Raw genomic sequence first — 23,257 nt, 5'->3', positions numbered from 1 at the left:
CGTAACGTTAACTGAAACTCCTTTTGAAAATATAATAGATTTGGTAGTGCCAAGAACAATAGTACGAAATATTGATATGTTTCCGTTGCCTTTAATAGAAATAGAGGTGAACTATCCTCTTAAGGAGCCATCACATGCGTAGAAAATTAATTAAAATACTCAAACGCACCATGCTTATTATCGTTTTAATAGCTATACTAGCTTTGATATTTCCCACATGGACACCTGGAATTAAAGGTGAGAACAGCATCAGTACGTTAGGGCAGGTTGAGATCAACGGTGAAGGACATGAGGTCATGATTAGGGGAGTTGATCGGAACAATCCAATCATTATTTTTGTACATGGTGGACCTGGCTGCTCCGAGATTCCTTACGTGAGGAAGTACCAGCAGGAGCTTGAGCAACATTATACTGTTGTACATTATGATCAACGTGGGAGCGGGAAGTCCTATCATTTCTTTGAGGATTATTCGAATTTGACAACAGATTTGCTAGTAGATGATTTGTTGGCATTAACGGATTATGTTACTGAGGAGTTAGGACAAGATAAGGTTGTGTTGATCGGTCATTCGTTTGGTACATATATTGGGATGAAAGCTGCGGCTAAGGCACCTGATCAATTTTATGCTTATATAGGAATTGGACAAATGGCAGATATGGTTCAGAGTGAGTTGGAAGGCTTGGAATATACGATAGAACAGGCGAAACAAGCTGATAATACAGAGGACGTGAAAAGCTTAGAGCTATTTCGAGACTCGGTTGAGCGAGGAGAGAGGTTATCACCTAGAATTCTACTTCAAAAGTATGGTGGCACAGCTAGACTTATCAACGAAGATAGGGATTATAATTTAGGTTTTCTTTTAAATCCTGAATATAATGGGCTGGATGTGATTCGCTTTTATAAGGGGATTCTAGCTTCAGAAGAAATCTTGCTGAGAGAAGTATTAGCAAACCATTTACCCGACATTGTTGACCACCTAGATATTCCTACTTATTTTGTTATGGGAAAGTATGATTATATGACATCTGTGAATGCGGCACGAGATTATTTTGATATACTAGATGCACCAGTAAAAGATTTCGTTGTATTTGAAGAGTCGGCTCATTATCCGCAATTCGAGGAAAAAGAACGATTCGTAGAGTGGTTGAATGGGCTATTCTAACTTGCCCATATATATCCGATTCGGTAGAAAAATAAAAAAATAAGAACGTTAAAGAAGGAAACACGTAAAGAACAGAACAAGTGATTTTGGTGGGTAAACCGAAGAAGAAGGAGCATCAGTTAACATTACGTTACCACAGCGGTCGCTACGCTCCCTAGGTCACTAAGAGGTAGATTCGTGGAAGTTAATTCAGGTGACACATCCAACCGGCTAAGTGGCAGTGCCACCCGGACCTACGGTCCTTAAGCCGATTGGACGTCAGTAATGTGCGAACGTTATCAGAAAGATCAGCAAATCTATTTTAAACATTGAAGGAGCACTATATGGCGACTATAGCACTGATAAGGCATGGTAGCACCAGTTGGAATAAAGAAGGACGAGCACAGGGTAACTCTGATATTTCGCTGGATCAGGATGGGATTAATCAAGCAGAACTTTTAGCAACGAGATTAAGATCAGAAGATTGGAATCATATTTATTCAAGTACTTTAGCAAGAGCAAAGCAAACTGCTCTTATTGTAGGGAGTGCTATCGGAGTAGATATTCACCTTGATGATCGTCTTCGGGAAAGGTCCGGAGGATTGATTGAAGGTACTACTGAAGAGGAACGAATAGAAAAGTGGGGAACAGGTTGGATAGAATTAGATCTTGGACTTGAGCCAATTGAGATAGTCCAAAAGAGAGGTGAAGAGTTTTTAGAAGAAATAATGATGAAGCACCAAGGTGAAAAGGTGTTGGTGGTTTCTCATGGTGCCTTAATTCAATTTAACTTTATCAATTTAGTTCCTGATTTTCCTACAAAAGATTTTGGCAATACATCAATAACTATTTTAAAGAAAATAGATAATCAATGGACATGTGAACTGCATAACTGTACAAAACATCTTGATGGTAATATCAAAGAAGGCTGATCCATCTGATACACCATATTCAAGCTTCGGGGCATTCGCCCCTCGGTCCTTAAGCCGTTTGGACGTCAGAAATGCGCAAAGTTAGCAGAAATCAGTACAGATTATCATAAAGAAGGAAAAAATCTCAGAAAAAAATCGGAGGGTCAGTTATGAAGATTGATTTTGCAAAGGATACAGATTATATGTACATTTTAAAAAGAGATAAGCACATAGTTGAAACACTGATCAGATCAAAAATTAAAGAAAAAGAGATATTTATACTTAGAGATGAGGGCAAAGAAATTGGTTGGATGAGGTATGGATACTTTTGGGATAATACTCCCTTTATGAATATGATATGGATTGATGAAGGATATAGAGGACAAAGTATTGGCAAAGAAGTAGTACTTTATTGGGAAGAATTAATGAGCGAAAGAGGATTCACAACCGTAATGACGTCTACTCAATCTAATGAAGGGGCACAGCACTTTTACAGGAAGCTTGGATATCGTGATGTGGGATGTTTGTTACAAGAGAACGAGCCTCTTGAAGTGATTTTGACCAAACAAATATAAACAGTCGTCGAACGTTATTCGAAGAAGGTACTGACATCTGCTAACACAGCATTCCTACTGCGGGCATTCGCCCTTAATCGCAAAGAAGGACTTTCAAGGGGATTATTCAGGCGACACATTCAACCAGCTAAGTCTGGCAACCCGTTCCCTACGGTCACTTAAGCTGCTTGAACGTCAGGAATACTAAACGTTAGACGCAATTGCTTAAAAAGGAAGTAAGTACAGGAGGCATGCGGATGAAGCTTTATCATTTTAGTGAGGAATTTGATATACGTTTTTTTAAGCCAAGAGTCAAACATAATAGACAAAACATGCCTCCAGTTGTTTGGGCGATAGACCAGCAACATGAATTTACTTTTTACTTCCCACGGGACTGTCCCAGAATTGTATATACAAAAACCGAAGGGATGAGTAACGAAGACAATCATACGTTTTTTGGGCTTACGGATTCCAATATTGTTATCACAGTTGAAATTGATTGGTACAAGAGAATTAAAGAGACAACCACCTTCAGATATGAATTACCGAGTGAAAGCTTTAATTTGTTTGATGAATTTGCAGGCTATTATATATCTGAAGAAACAGTAAAACCAATCGAAATAACACCTCTAGATAATTTAATTGAAAGAATTGCAGAACTGAATATAGAAATTAGATTAACACCAAACTTGAACCCATTAAAAGAAGCTTTATTAAAGTCTTCTATTAAAGATTTTGGAATACATAGATTTGAAAATGCTAGAAAGCTGTGAGTTATTCAAGAAGAAGCAACTACGTCAAAACATTCATGCATCGTCGCATGCGCTCCTTGGTCGCCAAGAAGGATTTCTGAGAAGTAGAATCAGGCGACACATCCAACCGGCTAAGTGGCAAAGCCACCCGAACCTACGGTTCTTAAGCCGATTGAACGTCATGAATGCGCAACGTTAGCTGAAATACGGAAAAGGAGGTAGAGCATGAAGATAATAAGTGATTCTATAGTCTATAAAGAAACAGGGCAAACTTCGATTTATGCGGATATCTATTATCATGGAAGTAGAACTCCGGTAATTATCTATCTCCATGGGGGAGCATTAATATTTGGAACGAGAAAGTGGTTGCAGTTTGATCAGGTTGAAATTTATAAGAAAGCGGGTTTTAGTGTCATCAGTATTGATTATCGGCTTGCTCCTGAAACGAAATTCGAATTAATTATTGATGATATTCGAGATGCTTTATTCTGGGTTAGAGAAACTGCATCAAAGATGTACGATTTTAATACAGACAAGATTGCAGTGATTGGTAGTTCAGCTGGAGCTTATCTTAGTTTGTTAACCGGAACGATGGATTTTAGACCAAATGCAATTGTTTCCTTTTATGGCTACGGTGATATCTTAGGTAAATGGTATTCTGAGCCTAGCGAATACTACTGCCAAAGACCAATTGTTAACTTTCTAGAAGCGGAACAGTATCTTAGTGACTCAGAAGTATCAGAAGGTTCCTGGGATAGGTTTAATTATTATCTATGGTGTCGGCAACACGGAACATGGGTAGAGACAGTAACAGGTCTAGATCGAGTATTGGACGGCGAAAAACTACGAAAATACAATCCTATCGATAATATTTCTAAGGGCTTTCCCCCAACACTCTTTTTGCACGGTGACAATGATACTGATGTACCTTACAATCAATCATTGATAATGTACGAAGCGCTTTGCAAAGTTGGAATTCAAACCGATTTAATTACCATTAAAGGTGCTGATCATGTTTTTGATCAAGACTTAAATAATCCAAAGGTCCAAAGTGCATTTGAGAATACTCTAAATTTCCTGAAAAAACATTTGTATGAGTAACTCTAGGAAGTTCCGTGCTTCAGCTAACACGTTGAACAATGTTTTTCAGCATCGTCGCTGACGCTCCTTGGTCGCCAAGAGGGATTTCTGAGAAGTGGAATCAGGCGACACATCCAAGCAGCTAAGTGGCAGAGCCACACGGACCTACGGTCCTTAAGCCGCTTGGACGTCAGAAATACGCAACGTTATGTGAAATCACAGTGTGATATTTAATGAAAGCATCTATAGGAGGCCTGTATGAAGACAATTATCTATATGGTTAGGCATGGAGAATCACCATATAATGAAGGAAATGAAAGAACAAGAGGGCTTACCCCAAAAGGAAAGATCGATATTGAAAAAGTAACGGAGTTACTTATAGGTGAAGGAATAGACATGATTATATCAAGTCCTTATACTCGAGCAATTCTTAGTGTTGAGGGATTGGCCGAGCACTTAAAGTTAGATATTAAAGTATTTGAAGATCTTAGAGAACGTCATTTTGCATCTTATATTATTGAAAATACAGAGTTAATGTCTAGTATCAGAGAGAGTTTTAATGACCCTGATTATACCTTGCCGGGTGGAGAGTCTAATGCTGATTGTCAGAAAAGAGCAATCTCAGTTCTAAAACCCATATTAAAAGAGCACAGAGGGAAGAAAATAGTAATCGGGACTCATGGTCTTGTAATGACTTTGAAGATGAATCATTTTGATCCAGCTTTTGGCTTGGAGTTTTTGAATCAATTAAAGAAACCAGATATCTATAAAATGCAATTCGAGGACTTAGAATTAGAAGAAATAACAAGAATGTGGAATGATTAGATTTCCTAAGGTTTATCGAAGAGGACTGTGACATCACATAACAGAGCATTCCTACTGCGGGCATTCGCCCTTGGTCGCCAAGAGGGAGTATCTGAGAAGTGGAATCAGGCGACACATCCAACCGGCTAAGTGGCAGAGCCACCGGGACCTTCGGTCCTTAAGCCGTTTGGACGTCAGAAATGCGCAACGTTAGGTGAAATCCCCTTAAAATATTAGGTCCATACAAAGGAGCTTAAATTATGAATAGAATGACTCGTGATAAAGCCATGCAATATGCTAAGTATCGATTACCCTTTTCAACAGAAGCGAGTAAATATGTTATTGATATAGCGAATGTAAGTCAAGGTGTAGTTGCCGATATTGGTGCAGGAACTGGACTTTTGACAAAACATTTTGTTGGTAATGTAAAGAAGGTATTTGTAATAGAACCTGATTTTGAAATGCGTGAACTTGCAAAGGAACTGATTGGGGAAAGAGAGGATGTAGAATTCCAAGATGGATTAGCTGAGAACACAAATCTGCTTGCACATTCTATAGATCTAGTTGTAGCAGCCAATGCTTATCATAGATTTCAACCAGAAAGTACAATTAAAGAATTTAAAAGGATACTTAAACCTAATGGAATGTTAGCTGTTTTTTCATATTATGATGACTCAAATTTTTTCAGGGATACATTGCGAGTATTTAACGATGAACAATATGTTAAGCGATTGACTGAGTCTAGGCACATTAAACCAGTTCAATATTTCTACGGAGATTCAACACCAAATAGATATTTGTTTAAACAAGAGCATAATGAGACATGGGATGAATATTGGGGGGCAGTTATCTCTAGCATGGAATCACCGCATGAGAGAGAGGAATGGTTCGTAACATTTCAAGAAGCACATAAACAACGATTCAATGATTTGGCAAGAGATGGTGTAATTACAGTAATGTACGATACAGAAGTGTGGCTAGGACAACCAAAATATATATAAGATCCTAGGCTTGAAATTCATTGAAGCCGGGGACATCATCTACATCGCATTCCTACTGCGGGGCATTCGCCCCTTGGTCGCCGGAGGCATTTCGAGGAAGAAGGATTCAAGCGACACATTGATTTCCCTAAGATAAGAGCTATCTAAGGGAAATCAACGTCAGGAATGCCAAACGTTATAGGAAATCAAGGCAGTTGATTATCAAGACAATAAATTCGTTAAAAATATTAATTTGTTGGGGGTATATTAATGAAACCATGTCCATTTTGTAATTTGAATGATGATGTAGAACAAAGAATCGTCTTTGAGAATGATTTCTGTCTCTTTATACAAAAGGACTCGGAACAAGAGATATTGGAAGGATGCGGGCTGATCATTCCGAAGGCTCATAAAGAGAACGTGTTTGAATTATCAAAAGATGAATGGAATTCTACTTATGACTTGTTACAAAAAGCAAAGAAATATTTAGATAAGAAGCATGTACCTGATGGATATATTTTAGGTTGGAACGTAGGATTAGTATCAAATCAAACCATCAACCATGCCCATTTCCATGTAATTCCAAGGTTTAATGATGAACCATACGCAGGGAAAGGAATCAGATACTGGATAAAACAAAAGGGAAATAAAAGACCAGCAAGAAAAAAATGATTGAATGTGATTCACAGATGGCCCTGACATCCTATAAACATTACATTCCTGCATCGTCGCGTTCGCATCTTGGTCGTCAAGAGGGATTTCGGAGAAGTGAAATCAGGCGACACATCCAAGCAGCTAAGTGGCAGAGCCACCCGAACCTACGGTCCTTAAGCTGCTTGGACGTCAGGAATGCCAAACGTTATCGGAAAGATACGCAAGGAATATTAATAAAATCACTTATGTTTAATGAGGGAGACTAATATGTCTGATATCATTTTAGAGAATATTAAGATCACATTAGATTCGAATGATACTGATTATAAAGAGGTTTGTAATAATTTATATCAGTATAATATTCGCGCAACCAATGAATTACTAAAAAAACCTGGCAAGGATATAAATTTATATTTGAAAGATGAATCAGGAAAAGCTATGGGCGGTTTATTTTGTGAAACTTGGTTATACGGCTTGTATCTTGATGTTTTTTGGATAGCTGATGAATATAGACATAAAGGATATGGAAAAGTCATGATCACTGAAGCTGAAAGACTGGGAAAAGAACTCGGATGTACATTTGCTCATACTTGTACTTTTTCATATCAATCTCCGGAATTTTATAAGAATATGGGATATGAGATCTTTGGAGTTAATGATGAATATCCAGATGGAATAAAACAATTTTTTTTGAAGAAGAAGTTGAAATGATAGATTAATAATGTCACAAGCATTTCGAAGTATATCAAAGAGGACGTATCCATCCGATAGCACAGTATTCCTACTGCGGGTATTCGCCCTTGATCGCTTAGGAGGAATTTCAGAGAGGTTAATCTGGCGATACATTCAACCAGCTAAGTCTGACGACCCGTTCCCTTCGCTCACTTAAGCTACTTGAACGTCAGGAATGGCGGACGTTAGAGGAAATGGCCGCAACCAATATTAATGACTAAAATACTTATTCTCGGAGGTTAATTCATGGGAGTCGAATGGTATGACATGATCGCTAGAAGAAATGGCGGATATAAAAGCAATGCTGTATTTAATATTGAGGGAATTTCAGCGGAGCAGATATTTGAAGAAAGACTAATGAACATGTTACCTAATTTCAATTCAGTCTTAGATGCTGGTTGCGGACATGGGGATTTTACATTAAAGATGTCGAGATATGCTAAATCGATAATAGGATTTGACAACTCAGTTGAAATGATTAGGATTGCTGAGTCAATTTTACAAGAAAGTAAAATGAATAATGTAAGATTTATATTCGCTACCACTAAGACTGACTTACCTTTTAGTGATGGACAATTTGACTTAATTTATGACAGAAGAGGACCAACATCTATATTAAACCATAGTAGAGTACTTATTTCTGGAGGTACTGTATTCGGAATTCATTCAGGAGCATTGGAAACTGTTAAAGATAGACTAAACAGTAATGGATTTATAAACATTGAAATTGAAGAATTTAATAGTGCGATTATCTTTTTCCCTAATGAGATTGAATTTGCTAAGTTTATTTCAGGAATACCTGGAAATCCCGATTATACTATGCCTGAGTTAAAGAAGGAATTAGAATTAAAAATTCAAGAGAATATCATAAACGGAAAAATTGGATTGAAAGAATATAAATACATATGGAAAGCCAACATACCTTGATTTTATTAGTCAACTCGAAGAAGGCAGCTGCATCATCTAATAACGATTTCCCGCTGTGGGGTTACGCCCCTTGGTCTGCCCGAGGATTTCGGAGAAGTGGAGTCAGGCAGTCAACCCTGCACCGCCCAAGTCCGTTGGACCCGGCGCTACGCTCCTCGGTCGCCAAGAGGGATTTCAGTGAGGCGTATTCAGGCGACACATTCGACCAGCTAAGTGGCAGAGCCACCCGGAGCTATGGTTCTTAAGCCGTTTGGACGTCAGATATGCGCAAAGTTAGCTGAAAACTTGTGCTCGTTATTAAAATCTGAAAGGGGCAGTTAGCGTGAACCTTGCGAATAAGATTACAATTGCAAGAATTTTCTTAATACCTTTATTTATGGTGTTCTTTTCTAAATATCCTGAGTGGCTGGCCGATGAAAGTAGATTCTTTAGTTTTATTAATCAATACGGAATTTATTTTGCAATTGTGGTATTTCTTGTAGCTTCGGGAACAGACAAGTTAGATGGTTATATTGCAAGGAAGTATAATCAAATAACTAATTTAGGTAAGCTGTTAGATCCCTTAGCCGACAAATTATTGATATCCGTTGCATTAATTATGATGGTCCAATCAAATATGATTCCTGCGTGGATAGCGATTATTATAATCGGAAGAGAATTTGTAATTACAGGACTAAGAATGATAGCATCGGGACAAGGAATTGCTCTGTCGGCGGACAAGTTTGGTAAAGTGAAAATGGTTATGCAAGTGGTTGCCATTGTTGCAATATTATTAGACAATTACCCATTCGAATTGCTAACTAGCATTGAGATAGATTATATTCTTATGCTAATAGCTGTGGGCCTGACTTTATACTCAGGATTTAACTATATATTAAGAAATTATAAAGAACTTAAACTTGATAAGATGTAAAAGGAAATCGAAGATGGCACAAGATATCTGATAACATTACATTACCACAGCGGTCGCTATCCTCACTTGGTCATTAAGAAGTAATTTCAAGGAACACCTTCAACCGGCTGAGTCTTAAGACCTGAATCCACGGACCTTAAGCCGCTTGAACGTCAAGAATGTACGAGCGATAGCTGAAATCATTGCAATACTGATATAAGAAAGCGGTGACATAGAAATGACGACCCTTATATACTTTGTAAGGCATGCTGAGTCTATTTATGTAGAAGGCATTGAAAGAAGTAGAAGCTTATCAGAAAAAGGATTGGCTGATGCATTAATCATAAAAGACATATTAAAAACAGAAGAAATTGATTATTTCATATCAAGTCCTTATGAAAGATCAATAGAAACCATTCGTCCAACGGCAATTGAGTATTTGAAAGATATTAAAATTGAAGAAGATTTAAGGGAAAGAAACATTGGTAAATTCTCGTCAATATCATTCAAAGAAGCAAAGTACCAAGTATATGAAGACATTCATTATGCATTTCCACAAGGGGAATCTAACTTAATAGCACAAAAAAGATCTGTGAAAGTTATGGAAGACATATTAGAAACATACGAAGGTAAGAAGATCGTAATTGGAACCCATGGAGATATTATGACGTTAATGATGAATCACTTTGATAAACAATATGGATTTGATTTTTGGCAGTCCACATCGATGCCAGATATTTATAAACTAAGATTTGAAGAGAAAAGATTAAAAAACTCGACGAGAATATGGGGAAGTCCACTCGAAGAAGGCAATGGCATTAGCTGAAAGGCATTCTAAAAATATATTAGGGAGTGACTATAATGGATATTAAATATTATACAGAATCAAACAGAGAAGCTTGGAATGAAGTGACACCTTTACATCAACAAGCAAGAGGTGATTCAATTATTAGTAAATTTAAAAAGCCGGAATATTATGGAATAGATGAACTCGCAATTAATAAATTGAAGGAATATGGAATTTCAGGAAAAAATGTTGCTCAGATATGTTGCAACAATGGTATTGAAACCATATCACTGAAAAAACTTGGGGCAGAATATTGTGTTGGATTTGATATTTCAGATGAGGCTATCGAAGAGGCTAATCAATTATCTGAGAATGTTAATATTCCAGTAACATTTGTAAGAACAGATATATATGAAATACCCAGCCATTTTGAAAGGCAATTTGATATTGTATACATATCAGTGGGTACTTTAGGATGGATGCCAGATTTAGAGTTGTTTTTCCAAAAGGTCTATAATCTTTTGAGAGAGGATGGAATAGTGTTCATATACGAAATGCATCCGATCATAGATATCTTCGATGAGAATGTTAAAGAAATAAAATATTCATATTTTAAAGATACACCAGTCATTGATAATACTGGCTTGGATTATATGGGCGAAGTAGACTATGAATCAAAAACAAAATATTGGTTTCCACATACTATGTCGAATATAATTCAAGGGCTTATCAAACAAGGAATGAATATTGAATGGTTTGAAGAGTTATCCAAAGATATCTCATGCGTTTCGGGTCATTTAGAGTCAGAAGAAAATCATTTACCGTTAAGTTATTTATTGGTTGGGGTAAATTCGAAAGGAATAAAAAAATGAATCTAATTCGCATAGAACCCATTGATAAACATAATTGGGAAGACGCTCTCTCGATATCTTTACTCAAATCACAAGAGAAACTTGTGCCTTCTGTTATCGAATCTTTAGCATGGGCTTATATAAAACCATGGGATGAGGCTTTTGATCCATATATTTTGTACAAGGATGATATAATATTTGGATTTTTCTATCTTTCCTATACACCTAATAGTTCGAATAATTACTGGATCGGTGGCTTTCAAATAGACAAGGAATATCAAGGGATGGGGTTAGGAACACAATCTCTTAAAAGAATATTAGAATTCATTCAGGAAACGCACAGACAATGTGAAGTAATCTCTCTAACAATCGAAAAAAGTAACGATCATGCTAGAAAGCTTTACGAGAAATTAGGATTTGTCAATCAAGATAAAGAGAACCAAGATGGCGAGATTATATATAAACTAAAGTTAAAATAAACTATAAATTTTTCTAAGGAGATTAAAATGGAAGCATCTAGTACTTTACAAACAAGAAAGTCAATGATTGATGATTTAAAACGACTTGGCGTAAAAGAGGGAATGACTTTGATCGTTCACTCCTCTCTGAAATCTTTAGGAAAAGTTGTAGGGGGACCTGTTACTGTTATATTAGCATTGGAAGAGGCGGTCGGGATGAATGGAAATATCGTTATGCCGACTCAATCTGAACATTTGTGTGCTCCGACGGAAAACAAAGATGACTTAACCTTAGAGGAAATAAAAATAATAAAAGAAAATATGCCAATATATTACCCTGACCTAACACCAACTTCGTATATGGGATTCATTCCTGAAACATTTCGAAAACAAGATGGAGTGTTAAGAAGTTCACATCCTCATATGTCATTTGCTGCGTGGGGGAAAGATGCTAAAAGTATTACGATGAATCATAGACTAGAATATGCGTTAGGCGAGGATTCTCCTTTGGGGAAAATCTATGAGTTAGAAGGATATATTCTATTGCTTGGAGCTTCTACGAAAAGTAATACTTCATTACATTTGGCTGAGTATAGCCAGAAAAACTCTTATATAAAGCCTAAAGTTTGGGAAGTGAAAATGAGTGTAGATGGAAAAGAACAATGGACTACTTATGATGATATTAATAATGAATCTGACGATTTCAACATGATTCTTGATGCGTTTAAATCCAAGACTACTTTGGTAAAAGAGGGCTTAATAGGAGAAGCGGTGAGTTATTTAATACCACAGAAAGAAATGGTTGATTTCGCATTAGAGTGGATGAATGAGAACAGAAGATAGATTGATAACATTGAAAGAAATTTCATAGAAGGCAGGTCCTTCTGATAACAATTTGTTCACGCTTCGGGCCATTTCCCCCTCGGTCCGGACAGATGCATCATTAAGTGTTGTGGGTAGGCCTAATGAGGCTGTATCAAGATCGAATAAATTGCGTCGTATGAAAGTACAGGCTTGATTCAAATATTATTGATTTCAAGGAGAGATAGTATATGAAAAAATTGCCGACAATTCAATTAGAAAGATTGATATTGCGACCTTTTAGTTTAGATGATGCAAAGGTAGTTCAAGAACTAGCAGGTGATAAATATATTGCTGAAATGACGTTATATATCCCACATCCATATGAGGATGGAATGGCAGAAGAATGGATTAAAACACATACAGTTAATTTTAATGAAGATCGATCACTTGAATTAGCAATTGTACATAATGAAGAAAAGTATTTAATCGGAGCAATATGTATAGGAAGTAATATGAAGTTTGAACATGGTGAATTGGCTTATTGGATTGGGAGAAAGTACAACAATAATGGATATTGCACTGAGGCAGCAAAAGGAATAATAAAATATGCATTTGAAGAAATGAATTTAAACCGAATATATGCGCGTTATTTAGGAAAAAATCCTGCATCGGGAAGAGTTATGGAAAAACTGGGTATGAAATACGAAGGGCTATTAAGACAACATGTTAGAAGATGGGATGAATATGAAGACCTTGTGTATTACGGTCTTTTAAAGGATGAGTATTATTCAGAGAATAACTAATGAAAGTTTGCAGCTTGAAGGTTATTCAAGTAGGCAAGTACGCCATATAACAACGTATCTACGCTGCGGAATTTACCTTTGGTTCGCGAGGAGAAGTGTTGGGCAAAGAAGCGGATTTAACTCACCCAATTCAAAAGTTGTAAAACATATAAGTATTGATAAGGGGGTGATAATAAAGGTGCTTAATCCTGTGTTACATTATCTTTCTATTTTACTAAACATAATATTGTATCCTGTAGTCCTATTGATGGGAATCATACTTTGTAAGAAGTACAAATTTAGAGGTGGATTTTATTTTTTTCTTCTTTTGCTGATCAATCAAATTTATTCGTTAGTGTACCCCCATATCGTACAAAATCTTATGGATAACCATTTGAGTTTTCAAACAGGATCTTATTTTATCAATATATCACAGCGCTTTGCTATCTTTGAAATGGTAATACATATTCTTGCCTTTCTTATATTGATTATTAGTTTGTACAGTACGCTGACATCGAATGATCTTGTAGGGCAAAACATTGAAAAAATAAAGTTTAAGGTGCTTAAACATAAAAAAGTTACCATCACCATCATTTTTATTTCCTTTCTCACGGTAGTATTGCTAATGCTTGTTGGCAATACCAAGGACTTTGAATTAATTAGTGCAAAAGCACAAATTACAAATAATCCTTCCATAGCTACAGCATCAGCTGTAAAAGAAGGAGATGAGGGGCCAAGTCGGCCAAGTCGATTTATCGAATATACTTTTATTATTAAAAACAAGAACAATAAGCAATATGGGAATTCTAGCAACTTTGTTCAATTAGATTTTATTCCATCAAAAGATTTATTATTGTTGGTTGGAGAAGAGGTATTCAGTGACAGACTCGGATATAACGGACCTGGTTTCTTTGAAGCAAACAATACAAGAGAGTTTAAAATTGTTTATGGTATTGGTAATCATGATGATTTGGATATGAAATTAATAGAAGAACAAGCATTAAAGGGACAATTAATTCTGTCATTAAACTGGAAACGGATACAAAAATTTACGTTAAGATGAATATTGAATAATTTATTTGGTTTACGTCCTGTCTCTATTCGAGGAAGCAAGGCAGTTCCTTCAGATAACTATACATTTCTACATCGTCGCTGGCGCTCCTTAGTCGCCAAGATGGATTTTATGAGAAGTGGAATCTAGCGAGATATCCAACCGGCTAAGTGGCAGAGCCACCCGGACCTACGGTCCTTAAGCTGTTTGGAAACGTTAGGTGAAATTAACACAATATCAAATATAGTACATTTGAGGATGATTAATATGAAAACCTTTGCCATTTTGACGGATATTCATGGCAACAGTCCTGCATTAAAAGAAGTATTAGACGATATATCAAGTAAACAAATAGATCATATTTTTTGTCTAGGAGATATGGTCGGGATTGGACTGAACCAATTGAACGTCAGAAATGCGCAACGCTATATGAAAGATTTCCCCCCCAAGATTATGTAAGCAGTTATTCCGCAACGACCTGTTGTTAGAAGTATTTTATTATTATATTTGGAGGTATTGTATGATTAGAGTAGGCCTTGTTGGAGGAACCGGTAAACTGGGAAGGGATATAATCAGGTTATTAATTGAACATGAAGAAATTACATTAGGTGCCGTTATAGCCCGGAAGAACAACCCTTTTGTGGGTAAAGATATAGGCTTATTAATTGATAATCAGATTGCAAATATCATGATCGATGATGATATTCTTGCAGCTAGCAAAAAATGTGATGTATATATTGATTGTACGAATGCTGATTCATTTATGGAGAATTATGACGCATATATCCTTGGTGATAAACCTGTCATAGTAGCAACTACAGGGTTTGAGTCTAAGCATATGGAGAGAATTACTATGCTTGCAGAATCAATTCCTGTAGTTATATGTCCCAACTTCAGTATTGGAGTGTACAAATTCCTGAAATTAATCAAACTGGCATCTATTGAATTTAGCATAAATACGGATATCGATATATTAGAGTACCATCACAAATTTAAGAAGGATAAGCCAAGTGGAACTGCAATTGCGATAGCCAACACTATAAGAGAATCAGGTTTTGAAGAGAAAATTAATATACATAGTGTAAGGGCGGGAAACATTATCGGAGAACATAGCGTTTTGTTTACGACAAGTGATAACGAAAGAATTGAGATTTCACACAAAATATATTCGCGAGAAGGATTTTCTAGGGGGGTGATTGAGACTATTAAGTGGATTATTAATAAAGATACTGGTTTGTTCGGCATTGAAGATATATTCAAATAAAATTGTGCACCAACCTCCTGTTGCTCGAAGTGAAAAAGGTAAACTTTCTTGGATCGAGATAAAACTGGTGGATGAAGCAATAGATAATGAGGATGTTACTTTTTGTATTTGGCGTAAAACTAGTGATCTTGCATGGAAAAATGGGAAGGTTGAGATTCCAGAGGGAGATGACGCTGACATCCTATAACACAAGTTTCATTCGACGGGCATACGCCCTTGGTTGGGAGAAGCAATTACATAGAAGTATATACACCAACACAGAAATCCAACTGATGAATGCGAGAGCAAGTAGTAGGTGGGTTTCCGTCGTGAACCTCTGATAGTGAACACATGGAATGCCGATGCTGGATATTAGGGAGGACAAAATGTACAAATATCAGAAAACTGAGAGTCCGTTGCACGCGATGTTAACCGATTTTGTTGAAAATGGACAGTTTCCGGCATTAGCCGTCGGGATAGTGAAGGACAACCAAATTTTCTTTGCTGGTGAATATGGAACAGCCAATTTATCGACTGGTGATCCTGTTGTTCGTAGCACTTTGTTTCACCAAGCTTCCGTCTCAAAGACATTCGTAGTAACGGCCATTATGCAATTGGTTGAGCGTGGAAAAGTAGATCTGGATTCACCAATCGCGAAATATCTTACTACCTTTAAGTTGGAGGACGAGAGGTATCAATATATTACTATAAGGCAGCTTTTGAACCATACTTCTGGCATGCCAGATGAAGAAGATTATGCATGGGATCGGCCCGAATACGACGAGCAAAGTCTTGAAAGATACGTAAAAAGTATCCGTCATCACAAGCTTTTGAGCGAGCCTGGAATTAAATATGCTTATAGTAATATTGGCTACGAGATATTGGGCGACTTGATAGCAAAGGTTAGCGGAATGAGCTTCGAGAATTATATCAAAAGGTATATTCTTGAACCGCCAGGAATGCAGTCCAGTTCCTTTTTAAAAAAGGAGGTAGAAGCTCATCTTGCAGCACCTCATGTGCTCAGGACTTCCGATGGGTACGGCGGGTATATCAGTGATATATTTCCTTACAATAGGGCGCATGGACCTAGTTCCACTCTATATACCAATGTTGATGACATGTGCCAGTATATGCTAATGCATCTTAAACAGGGAATTGCAAAGGATGGATATAATTCCTTGCAGTCTGGCAGCTATGATGAAATGTGGAAGCCACATGCAGCTACTGGATACGGACAAGAAAATGCACAAATCGGTCTGGGTTGGTTTGTGGGAGAATATAAGGGTATTCGAATCGTCTCACATTCCGGATGGGATACCGGATTTCTAAGTGATCTAATTTTACTTCCTGATGAAAATATCGCTATTTCTGTGATGACTAATTGTGACTACGTCTGGCTTGGGAGCGTAACCTATCCAATACTTGATCTATTGCTTGGTTCGAACATTCACCAAATAAAGCGATCAATGGCACACATAGTTGCAGACTTAGCCGTAACTAATGGAGTGGAGAAGGCGATGGAAGAGTATCATCGCATCACTAGAATGGAACAAGACAAGTATTATCTAGTGGATTTTGAATTTATGCGCATCACTGAAGCATTAACGTGGAATGGGCACAAAGAGGATGCTTTCCACATTCTGACCTGTGCAGCTGCAATATTTCCTGACAACGAGCCAATTGCTAGCAGGTTGCAGGAGTTTCAGACAAAAGCGTAGTCAATCTTAAAACAACGAGCATTCAGATTCGATAGGTGTATGGATCGTTCCACAAATGGGGTTACGTTAGGAGAACAAATATCCAGAACCATAGAGGTGAATTATGTGATTATATGGGTCAATGGTGCGTTTGGATCTGGAAAAACCCAAACTGCGTATGAATTACAAAGAAGAATTTCCGATTCATTTATTTATGATCCTGAAAATGTTGGCTTTTTTATCCGGAAGAATATTCCTGCCGAAGTTAAAAAGAATGATTTTCAAGACTATCCAATGTGGAGTGAGATTAATTACACTATGTTAAAACACATAAACAATCATTATGAAGGAACGATTATAGTACCCATGACCATAGTGAATCCCCAGTATTTCGAAGAAATCATAGGTAGATTAAGAAGTGATAGAATTTCTATCAATCATTTTGTATTATGTGCAACGAAAGAAGTCTTACAAAAGAGATTAAGAAGTAGAGGTGAAAGAAAGAATTCGTGGGCTGAGCGACAGATCGATAGATGCATAGAAGGTCTTTCCAATAGCATATTTGAGAAATATATTGATACAAATAAATTGACTATTGAGGATGTTGTAACACAAATAGCATCTTTATCGAATATTAATCTGTTGCCTGACAACAGAGGGACCTTTAGAAAGAAATATGACAAGATAAAAACACAAATAAAAAGATAATGAAAGCCATCTCAAGGAGATGAAAAATATTAAAATACGTATTATTGGTTCCTGTGGAAGTGGAAAATCATATCTAGGTAAGGAAATTTCTGAGAAGTTAGGGATAATCAATTATGAACTTGATAATATGATTTGGGACAGAAGTGTGGAAAATCTAAGATTTCCTGAGGCAATAAGAGATGCAGAATTCAATAGAATAGTTAGACTAGAGTCGTGGATTATTGAGGGAGTTCAATACAATTGGACGAACGAAAGTTTTATAAAGGCAGATATCATATATATTTTAAATCCTAATGTATATATAAGGGATTATAGAATTATCAGGAGATTTATTAGGTCAAGAACAGGAATAGAGCAGTGGAATTACAAGCAGTCTTTCAATAATTTAATAAAGATGTTGATTAAATGGAACCACGGATACAATCTGAAAGAGGTATTGGACATCACAAATGAGTATTCTTATAAGAGATTCGAGATGAAAAGTTCAAGAGATGTAATAAAACATATACAAGATAATATGAAGGTAATTCAAGATGGCAATGACATCACATAACAACATATTACCACAGTGGTCGCTAGGCTCCCTTGGTAAGCAAAGAGGAAGTCTCGTAGGTGACACATATCATTAACGATATTAAAAGTCTCTATGAATACAAGGTCAAAAAACAATTATATTGAAGATTCGAAGAAATCGAGGACATCCGATAACAGACCATTCTTACATCGTTACCTATGGTCCTCGGTCGCCAGGAGGGACATCGGAGAGGTGGATTTAGGAGACGTATTCAATCTGATAAGTCTGATCTGACGACCTGGACCTAGGGTCCTTAAGCTGCTTGGATGTCATTAATGCGCAAAGTTAAACGAAAGTCTCAGACGTCATTAAATAATAAATAAGGAGGAATAATGAATGCTTATTTCTAAGATAAACCCTGATGAATTAACACCAGAACAAATGATAACTCTGTTGTATCCTAGTGAGCGAGTAGAATCAGAATTGAAGGGCGATTGCATCATGGTATTCGGCAACGGGAATTTAGATAGGTCCAAAAAGGCTATACAATTATATAAAGAGGGAAGAGCTCCTGTTATTTTATTTTCAGGAGGAGATAAGTGGGGGCAACGAGATGAAATTGAAGCAATTTCTATGAAACGATATGCAATTGAACAGGGTGTTCCAGAAGAAGCAGTAGTAATAGAAACAATTTCAAATCATACTAAAGAAAATGTCTTGGCATCCATATTAGTATTGGATCGAGCTCTTGGGTTACATAAAATTAAGAGAATAATTGCAGTTAGTGATTCTGGACATTTGAGGAGATGTTTACTTACTCTTAAAACATATATGCCTAATTGGATAGATTTTAAAATGGTTGGAACGGATGTAGAACTACCAGCTAATTGGTGGAATATACGTCTAATCAGAGAGAGGGCAGATAAAGAAGTGAGAAGTTTAATACAGTATATTAATGAAGGACAACTCGAAGATGAAGAAATAACTTTGTGAATGAGTGTTTAGGAATGAAGAAGGAAAGAACACTTGGATTACAGAATTATATTATATAAAAAGAAAGGAGGATTTATATATTATGTATTTTCACTGCTATAGAATGATAAGGATCCGTGAACTTCCTCAAAATCAATTAATTTGAGGAGGAGTAAATATGAAAATAAATGATGAATATTTAAAAGAACAATTAAAGCACGTGTATTGGTTAAATGGTGGACCTTGCGCAGGGAAGACGACGATGACAAAGAAATTTATTAAGGAGTTAGGATTTCAAACTTTAGCGGATGATGTCCTGAAATATAGACCATTCTCTAACCCTGTTGATTATCCTGCCCTTCAAATGCCTAATCCTAATTTAGACTGGGATAAGTGGTTTAATAAACCCGTTGATGAGCATTGTCATTGGCTCTTTCAAATAGTCGAAGAAATGCTGGAATTCTTTGTGATCGATTTGTTGAAGTTACCAAGTAACAGACCGATTATTATTGATTTAGGGATAATGCCCGAAAGCATTTTATCTTTTATTCCAAAAGAAAGAATGATATGTCTTTTCACGTCTGATGCAGAAATTGAGAGATTATATTTCTTTAGAGAAGACCACAAGATGATTTTGGATTGTATTAACGCTTGTACATCAAACCCAAAGGAAACGATCATGCACAGTAATAAGTCGATGATTATGTTTTCAAATATAATTAGAACTGCCTGCGTTAAGAATGGTATCAAAACAATTAAAAGAACAGCTGGCATGAGTGTTGATGAACAATTTAAATTAGTTAGTGAACATTTTGGATTGTAGATAAAAAAACTAGTTAAACAGGCTGCCCAAATTAGGCAGTCTGTTTAACTAAGGATAACACAAGTTATTTCAGGCGATACATTCGCCAGGCAAAGTCTGACGACCTGGTGCTATGCTCTTTGAGCTGCATGACCATCAGAAATGTGTGAACGTTATAGAAAATTAGCGCAAAACACGGAACAGTTGGATCTTTCTGAAGAATCATATCTTTTATATCCGAGTTCTCATACATCAATTTTCTCCTCTCATTTTTGAGTTTGAAGAAGAACTTTTTACGCAAGGTGTTAGACAATGGACAGGTACTAATCCGAGGTGGGCGATGGTCAAATGGATTCACATTAATTCAGTTGCGCCCTTCAAGACATTTCGTTCTAGGATTCGTAAATGGAAGAAACATCAGTTCTAGGGATCATTGTTGGATACCTTACTATACTCTGGTATGAAGGGTTAACAAGACCATACCTGTTGCGTCGCTAACGCTCTCGGTCACCAAGAGGGAGATGAGAGATGGGGGTTATCATGAAAGGCAAATTGAAAAAAATGATTACTCTTTTTATTACTTGTACCTATAGTGCTTTTTATTGAGCAGGAATATATTGTGACTTTCTTAGGATTTCATTTGTTGTTCATATGGTTTTTTTAATAGACTGTTTTATAAATAGAGAAACAACAATAGACAATAAATAAGGAACAATGATTATAATTTCATGGAAGTACTGTACATTAGGAAAGCCAAAAGTTAGTGAAATCGGACAAATGGAAACCTTGATGGTTTAATTTGAATACAAAAGATGGAGGAGTTAAATCTATGAATACACGATTGATTATTATTGAGGGATTACCTGGATCAGGGAAAACGACTGTCGCACAATTAGTATCTGAAATATGTGATGAAAGAAGTATTGAGACACATGTTTTTTTAGAAGGAAATTTAGATCATCCTGCTGATTACGATGGAGTTTCCTTTTATAGACAAGAAGAATTTAATAGGTTATTGGCAGACCATGAAGGATTTAAAGAAATATTAGAGAGTAGAGCAGTAAAACAAGGGAGTGATTTCTTAATCCCCTATCAAAAAATAAAAAATGAATATGGATCTGATTTTCCAGATGAGTTACTACATGAGATATCCACAAAAGATATTTACGAGTTGCCATTCGAACAAAACGTAAGGCTGATTACAGAAAAGTGGAATGGCTTTAAGGAAGATAATCTTCAGAGTAATTCATTACACATATTTGAATGTTGTTTTATACAAAACCCAGTGACAATAGGTACGGTGAAATATAACAAACCAAAAGAAGATGTTATTAACTACGTATTACAGTTAGAGGATGCAGTAAAGTCATTGAATCCTTTATTGATTTATGTTGACCAACAAGATATCAAGTCTACTTTTGAAAAAGCAATAAATGAAAGACCTAAGGAATGGTCCGACGGATTTTTTGAATATTATACAAATCAAGGATTTGGCAAGATGCAGGGATATCATGGAATTGATGGGACTGTTCAAGTACTTCAAGAAATGAAGAATATTGAACGTGAAATTTTTGATTTATTAAAAATTGATAAGGAATGGATCGATAATTCACAATTTGATATTGAAAAGTGTAAAGAAGAGCTAAGAGGCATTCTTAATAATTCGTTTAACAAAATGTGAAGTGAAAGCGAATTCAGGCGAAACATCCAACCAGCTAAGTCTGTTGACCCGTTCCCTTCGGTTATTTAAGCTACTCGAACGTTAAATGAAATGACTAAGTAAGTCCGTTATTATTACCTGGAGGTGAAGTATGCCAAAACATATTACATTGGCTGACGGTAGATCAGTAGAAGTAGAATGCTTAAGCTGCGCCTTAACAAGTGGATTAATCACACCAACGGGTGGAACAATTTATGAAAGTTCCAATTTTCATGTGCATCAAGATGTTGCTTACCCGATTACAGGTTTAGTGATACTAGCTTCGAAAAGACATTTTTACAGCATGGATGAGCTAACGGTTGAAGAACAAATGGAATATATCTCTTTAATACATAAGATAAGGCAAGAACAAAGGCGATTATTGGGAATCGATAAGGTGTATTACTTTTATAATGAAGACACGACACATCATTTTCATTTGTGGATGGTTCCAAGATATGAATGGATGTATCAATTTGGTAATTCAGTAGAATCATTAAGACCCGTTTTGTTACATGCAAGGAATAATATGAATGATGAAGAAAATATGAAAAGTGTAATTGAAGGAATTGAAATATTAAAAGATGGTTTAAGGGATTTTGCAAGTGTATTTTGAATATCGAAGAGCAGTTGTTAGTTAACTCAAGAAGGGAATGACATCACAATATTTTTCAGCATCATCGCAGTTAGACGAAAATAACTTAAACTACTAAAGGATGGAGATTATATGATTCAATCAATCATTTTTGATCTTGATGGAACTCTCTTGGATCGCAATCATTCGTTATATCTTTTTATTGACGATCAGTATGAAAGGATTATTAAACATGCTAAGGATATTAATAAAGAAGATTATATTAACCGTTTCATTGAACTTGATCATCGTGGGTATGTCTGGAAGGATAAAGTCTACCAGAACCTCATCAAAGAATTTGAATTACCTTTAGATTGGAATAACTTACTATCTGACTACACAACCGGATTCTCATCTTTTGCAGTGTCGTTCCCTAATACAATTGAAACACTAAATAATCTCAAAAATAAGGGATACAAGCTCGGAATGATTACAAATGGATATGGTGATTTTCAATCTAGTAATATTCAAGCATTAGGAATACAAGACTACTTTGAAGTCATATTGATATCTGAATTAGAGGGAATTCGAAAACCGGATCCATCTATATTCCTTAGAGCAGCTGAAAGGATGAACGTACAACCTACAGAATGTATCTACGTGGGAGATCATCCGACAAATGATGTAATTGCGAGTAGAGATGCTGGTATGAGGGGGATTTGGAAAGAAGACACTTATTATACAGAACGATTTGAATCAGATGGAATTGTAAGAGATTTATTAGAACTTGAAGGAATGATAGAACAATGGAATCGTGAAGGTAACGCATAGATACAGTGATCTTCGTCTAACCAAGAATGCACAACGTTATGAGAAATCATATGCAG

General features: G+C 36.3%; 28 protein-coding genes and 1 pseudogene. All 29 read left to right on the top strand.

Annotation, left to right across the window (positions count from 1 at the left end; translation table 11 throughout):
* Positions 1-134: 134 nt before the first annotated feature.
* Entirely contained in the window at positions 135-1,163 is a 1,029-nt protein-coding gene (locus AC1TO8_RS03225) for an alpha/beta fold hydrolase (protein ID WP_482054157.1), read from the top strand.
* Positions 1,164-1,486: 323 nt separating this feature from the next.
* Positions 1,487-2,074 carry a histidine phosphatase family protein gene (locus AC1TO8_RS03220; protein WP_482054156.1) on the top strand — a complete coding sequence of 196 codons (588 nt, stop codon included), beginning with the start codon at positions 1,487-1,489 and terminating at the stop codon, positions 2,072-2,074.
* A 149-nt stretch (positions 2,075-2,223) separates the two neighbouring features.
* Positions 2,224-2,628, top strand: a complete 405-nt coding sequence (locus AC1TO8_RS03215; protein ID WP_482054155.1) for a GNAT family N-acetyltransferase — start codon at positions 2,224-2,226, stop codon at positions 2,626-2,628.
* Between the two features lie 236 nt (positions 2,629-2,864).
* A complete protein-coding gene (locus AC1TO8_RS03210) occupies positions 2,865-3,380 on the top strand; it encodes a DUF6886 family protein (protein WP_482054154.1) in 516 nt (171 codons plus the stop codon).
* A gap of 204 nt (positions 3,381-3,584) precedes the next feature.
* On the top strand, positions 3,585-4,460 hold the full coding sequence (locus tag AC1TO8_RS03205; protein ID WP_482054153.1) for an alpha/beta hydrolase: 876 nt from the start codon (positions 3,585-3,587) through the stop codon (positions 4,458-4,460).
* A 237-nt stretch (positions 4,461-4,697) separates the two neighbouring features.
* Positions 4,698-5,264, top strand: a complete 567-nt coding sequence (locus tag AC1TO8_RS03200) for a histidine phosphatase family protein (RefSeq protein ID WP_482054152.1) — start codon at positions 4,698-4,700, stop codon at positions 5,262-5,264.
* A 239-nt stretch (positions 5,265-5,503) separates the two neighbouring features.
* On the top strand, positions 5,504-6,244 hold the full coding sequence (locus AC1TO8_RS03195) for a class I SAM-dependent methyltransferase (protein WP_482054151.1): 741 nt from the start codon (positions 5,504-5,506) through the stop codon (positions 6,242-6,244).
* A gap of 249 nt (positions 6,245-6,493) precedes the next feature.
* Positions 6,494-6,895 (top strand): HIT family protein, encoded by a 402-nt coding sequence (locus AC1TO8_RS03190; protein WP_482054150.1) that lies wholly within the window; start codon positions 6,494-6,496, stop codon positions 6,893-6,895.
* 249 nt (positions 6,896-7,144) lie between these two features.
* Positions 7,145-7,588: a GNAT family N-acetyltransferase gene (locus AC1TO8_RS03185; RefSeq protein WP_482054149.1), complete on the top strand. Its 444-nt coding sequence runs from the start codon at positions 7,145-7,147 to the stop codon at positions 7,586-7,588.
* Between the two features lie 267 nt (positions 7,589-7,855).
* Positions 7,856-8,536 (top strand): class I SAM-dependent methyltransferase, encoded by a 681-nt coding sequence (locus AC1TO8_RS03180; protein ID WP_482054148.1) that lies wholly within the window; start codon positions 7,856-7,858, stop codon positions 8,534-8,536.
* A gap of 322 nt (positions 8,537-8,858) precedes the next feature.
* The gene (pgsA, locus tag AC1TO8_RS03175; RefSeq protein ID WP_482054147.1) at positions 8,859-9,449 is read left to right on the top strand and encodes a CDP-diacylglycerol--glycerol-3-phosphate 3-phosphatidyltransferase; all 591 of its coding nucleotides are present in this window, start codon (positions 8,859-8,861) and stop codon (positions 9,447-9,449) included.
* A gap of 217 nt (positions 9,450-9,666) precedes the next feature.
* The gene (locus tag AC1TO8_RS03170; protein ID WP_482054146.1) at positions 9,667-10,254 is read left to right on the top strand and encodes a histidine phosphatase family protein; all 588 of its coding nucleotides are present in this window, start codon (positions 9,667-9,669) and stop codon (positions 10,252-10,254) included.
* A gap of 35 nt (positions 10,255-10,289) precedes the next feature.
* On the top strand, positions 10,290-11,087 hold the full coding sequence (locus AC1TO8_RS03165) for a class I SAM-dependent methyltransferase (protein ID WP_482054145.1): 798 nt from the start codon (positions 10,290-10,292) through the stop codon (positions 11,085-11,087).
* Positions 11,084-11,545, top strand: coding sequence for a GNAT family N-acetyltransferase (locus tag AC1TO8_RS03160; RefSeq protein WP_482054144.1), 462 nt, complete (start codon positions 11,084-11,086; stop codon positions 11,543-11,545). Before AC1TO8_RS03165 ends, AC1TO8_RS03160 begins: the two co-directional genes overlap by 4 nt.
* Before the next feature lie 27 nt (positions 11,546-11,572).
* Positions 11,573-12,367 (top strand): AAC(3) family N-acetyltransferase, encoded by a 795-nt coding sequence (locus AC1TO8_RS03155; RefSeq protein WP_482054143.1) that lies wholly within the window; start codon positions 11,573-11,575, stop codon positions 12,365-12,367.
* Positions 12,368-12,576: 209 nt separating this feature from the next.
* Positions 12,577-13,131 (top strand): GNAT family N-acetyltransferase, encoded by a 555-nt coding sequence (locus tag AC1TO8_RS03150; RefSeq protein WP_482054142.1) that lies wholly within the window; start codon positions 12,577-12,579, stop codon positions 13,129-13,131.
* Positions 13,106-14,173, top strand: a complete 1,068-nt coding sequence (locus tag AC1TO8_RS03145) for a hypothetical protein (RefSeq protein ID WP_482054141.1) — start codon at positions 13,106-13,108, stop codon at positions 14,171-14,173. Before AC1TO8_RS03150 ends, AC1TO8_RS03145 begins: the two co-directional genes overlap by 26 nt.
* A 3-nt stretch (positions 14,174-14,176) precedes the next feature.
* Positions 14,177-14,311, top strand: coding sequence for a hypothetical protein (locus AC1TO8_RS03140; protein WP_482054140.1), 135 nt, complete (start codon positions 14,177-14,179; stop codon positions 14,309-14,311).
* A 117-nt stretch (positions 14,312-14,428) separates the two neighbouring features.
* A complete protein-coding gene (locus AC1TO8_RS03135; protein WP_482054139.1) occupies positions 14,429-14,620 on the top strand; it encodes a metallophosphoesterase family protein in 192 nt (63 codons plus the stop codon).
* Between the two features lie 61 nt (positions 14,621-14,681).
* Positions 14,682-15,425, top strand: coding sequence for a 4-hydroxy-tetrahydrodipicolinate reductase (dapB, locus tag AC1TO8_RS03130; RefSeq protein ID WP_482054138.1), 744 nt, complete (start codon positions 14,682-14,684; stop codon positions 15,423-15,425).
* A gap of 365 nt (positions 15,426-15,790) precedes the next feature.
* Positions 15,791-17,122: a serine hydrolase domain-containing protein gene (locus tag AC1TO8_RS03125; protein ID WP_482054137.1), complete on the top strand. Its 1,332-nt coding sequence runs from the start codon at positions 15,791-15,793 to the stop codon at positions 17,120-17,122.
* Positions 17,123-17,227: 105 nt separating this feature from the next.
* Positions 17,228-17,809: an AAA family ATPase gene (locus AC1TO8_RS03120; protein ID WP_482054496.1), complete on the top strand. Its 582-nt coding sequence runs from the start codon at positions 17,228-17,230 to the stop codon at positions 17,807-17,809.
* 19 nt (positions 17,810-17,828) lie between these two features.
* The gene (locus AC1TO8_RS03115; protein ID WP_482054136.1) at positions 17,829-18,362 is read left to right on the top strand and encodes a P-loop NTPase family protein; all 534 of its coding nucleotides are present in this window, start codon (positions 17,829-17,831) and stop codon (positions 18,360-18,362) included.
* A gap of 357 nt (positions 18,363-18,719) precedes the next feature.
* A complete protein-coding gene (locus tag AC1TO8_RS03110) occupies positions 18,720-19,316 on the top strand; it encodes a YdcF family protein (protein WP_482054135.1) in 597 nt (198 codons plus the stop codon).
* A 157-nt stretch (positions 19,317-19,473) separates the two neighbouring features.
* Entirely contained in the window at positions 19,474-20,118 is a 645-nt protein-coding gene (locus AC1TO8_RS03105; RefSeq protein WP_482054134.1) for a hypothetical protein, read from the top strand.
* 262 nt (positions 20,119-20,380) lie between these two features.
* Positions 20,381-20,524: pseudogene (locus tag AC1TO8_RS03100) on the top strand (ClbS/DfsB family four-helix bundle protein); the annotation flags it as partial.
* 402 nt (positions 20,525-20,926) lie between these two features.
* Positions 20,927-21,778, top strand: a complete 852-nt coding sequence (locus AC1TO8_RS03095; RefSeq protein WP_482054495.1) for a P-loop NTPase family protein — start codon at positions 20,927-20,929, stop codon at positions 21,776-21,778.
* A gap of 130 nt (positions 21,779-21,908) precedes the next feature.
* On the top strand, positions 21,909-22,412 hold the full coding sequence (locus tag AC1TO8_RS03090; protein ID WP_482054133.1) for an HIT family protein: 504 nt from the start codon (positions 21,909-21,911) through the stop codon (positions 22,410-22,412).
* Between the two features lie 111 nt (positions 22,413-22,523).
* The gene (locus AC1TO8_RS03085) at positions 22,524-23,201 is read left to right on the top strand and encodes an HAD family hydrolase (RefSeq protein WP_482054132.1); all 678 of its coding nucleotides are present in this window, start codon (positions 22,524-22,526) and stop codon (positions 23,199-23,201) included.
* Positions 23,202-23,257: the final 56 nt, after the last annotated feature.

It is taken from the genome of Paenibacillus sp. Y859 (assembly GCF_056786405.1).
The sequence above is the reverse complement of the archived record's forward strand: the minus strand, read 5'-3'. Positions and strand labels throughout refer to the sequence as shown.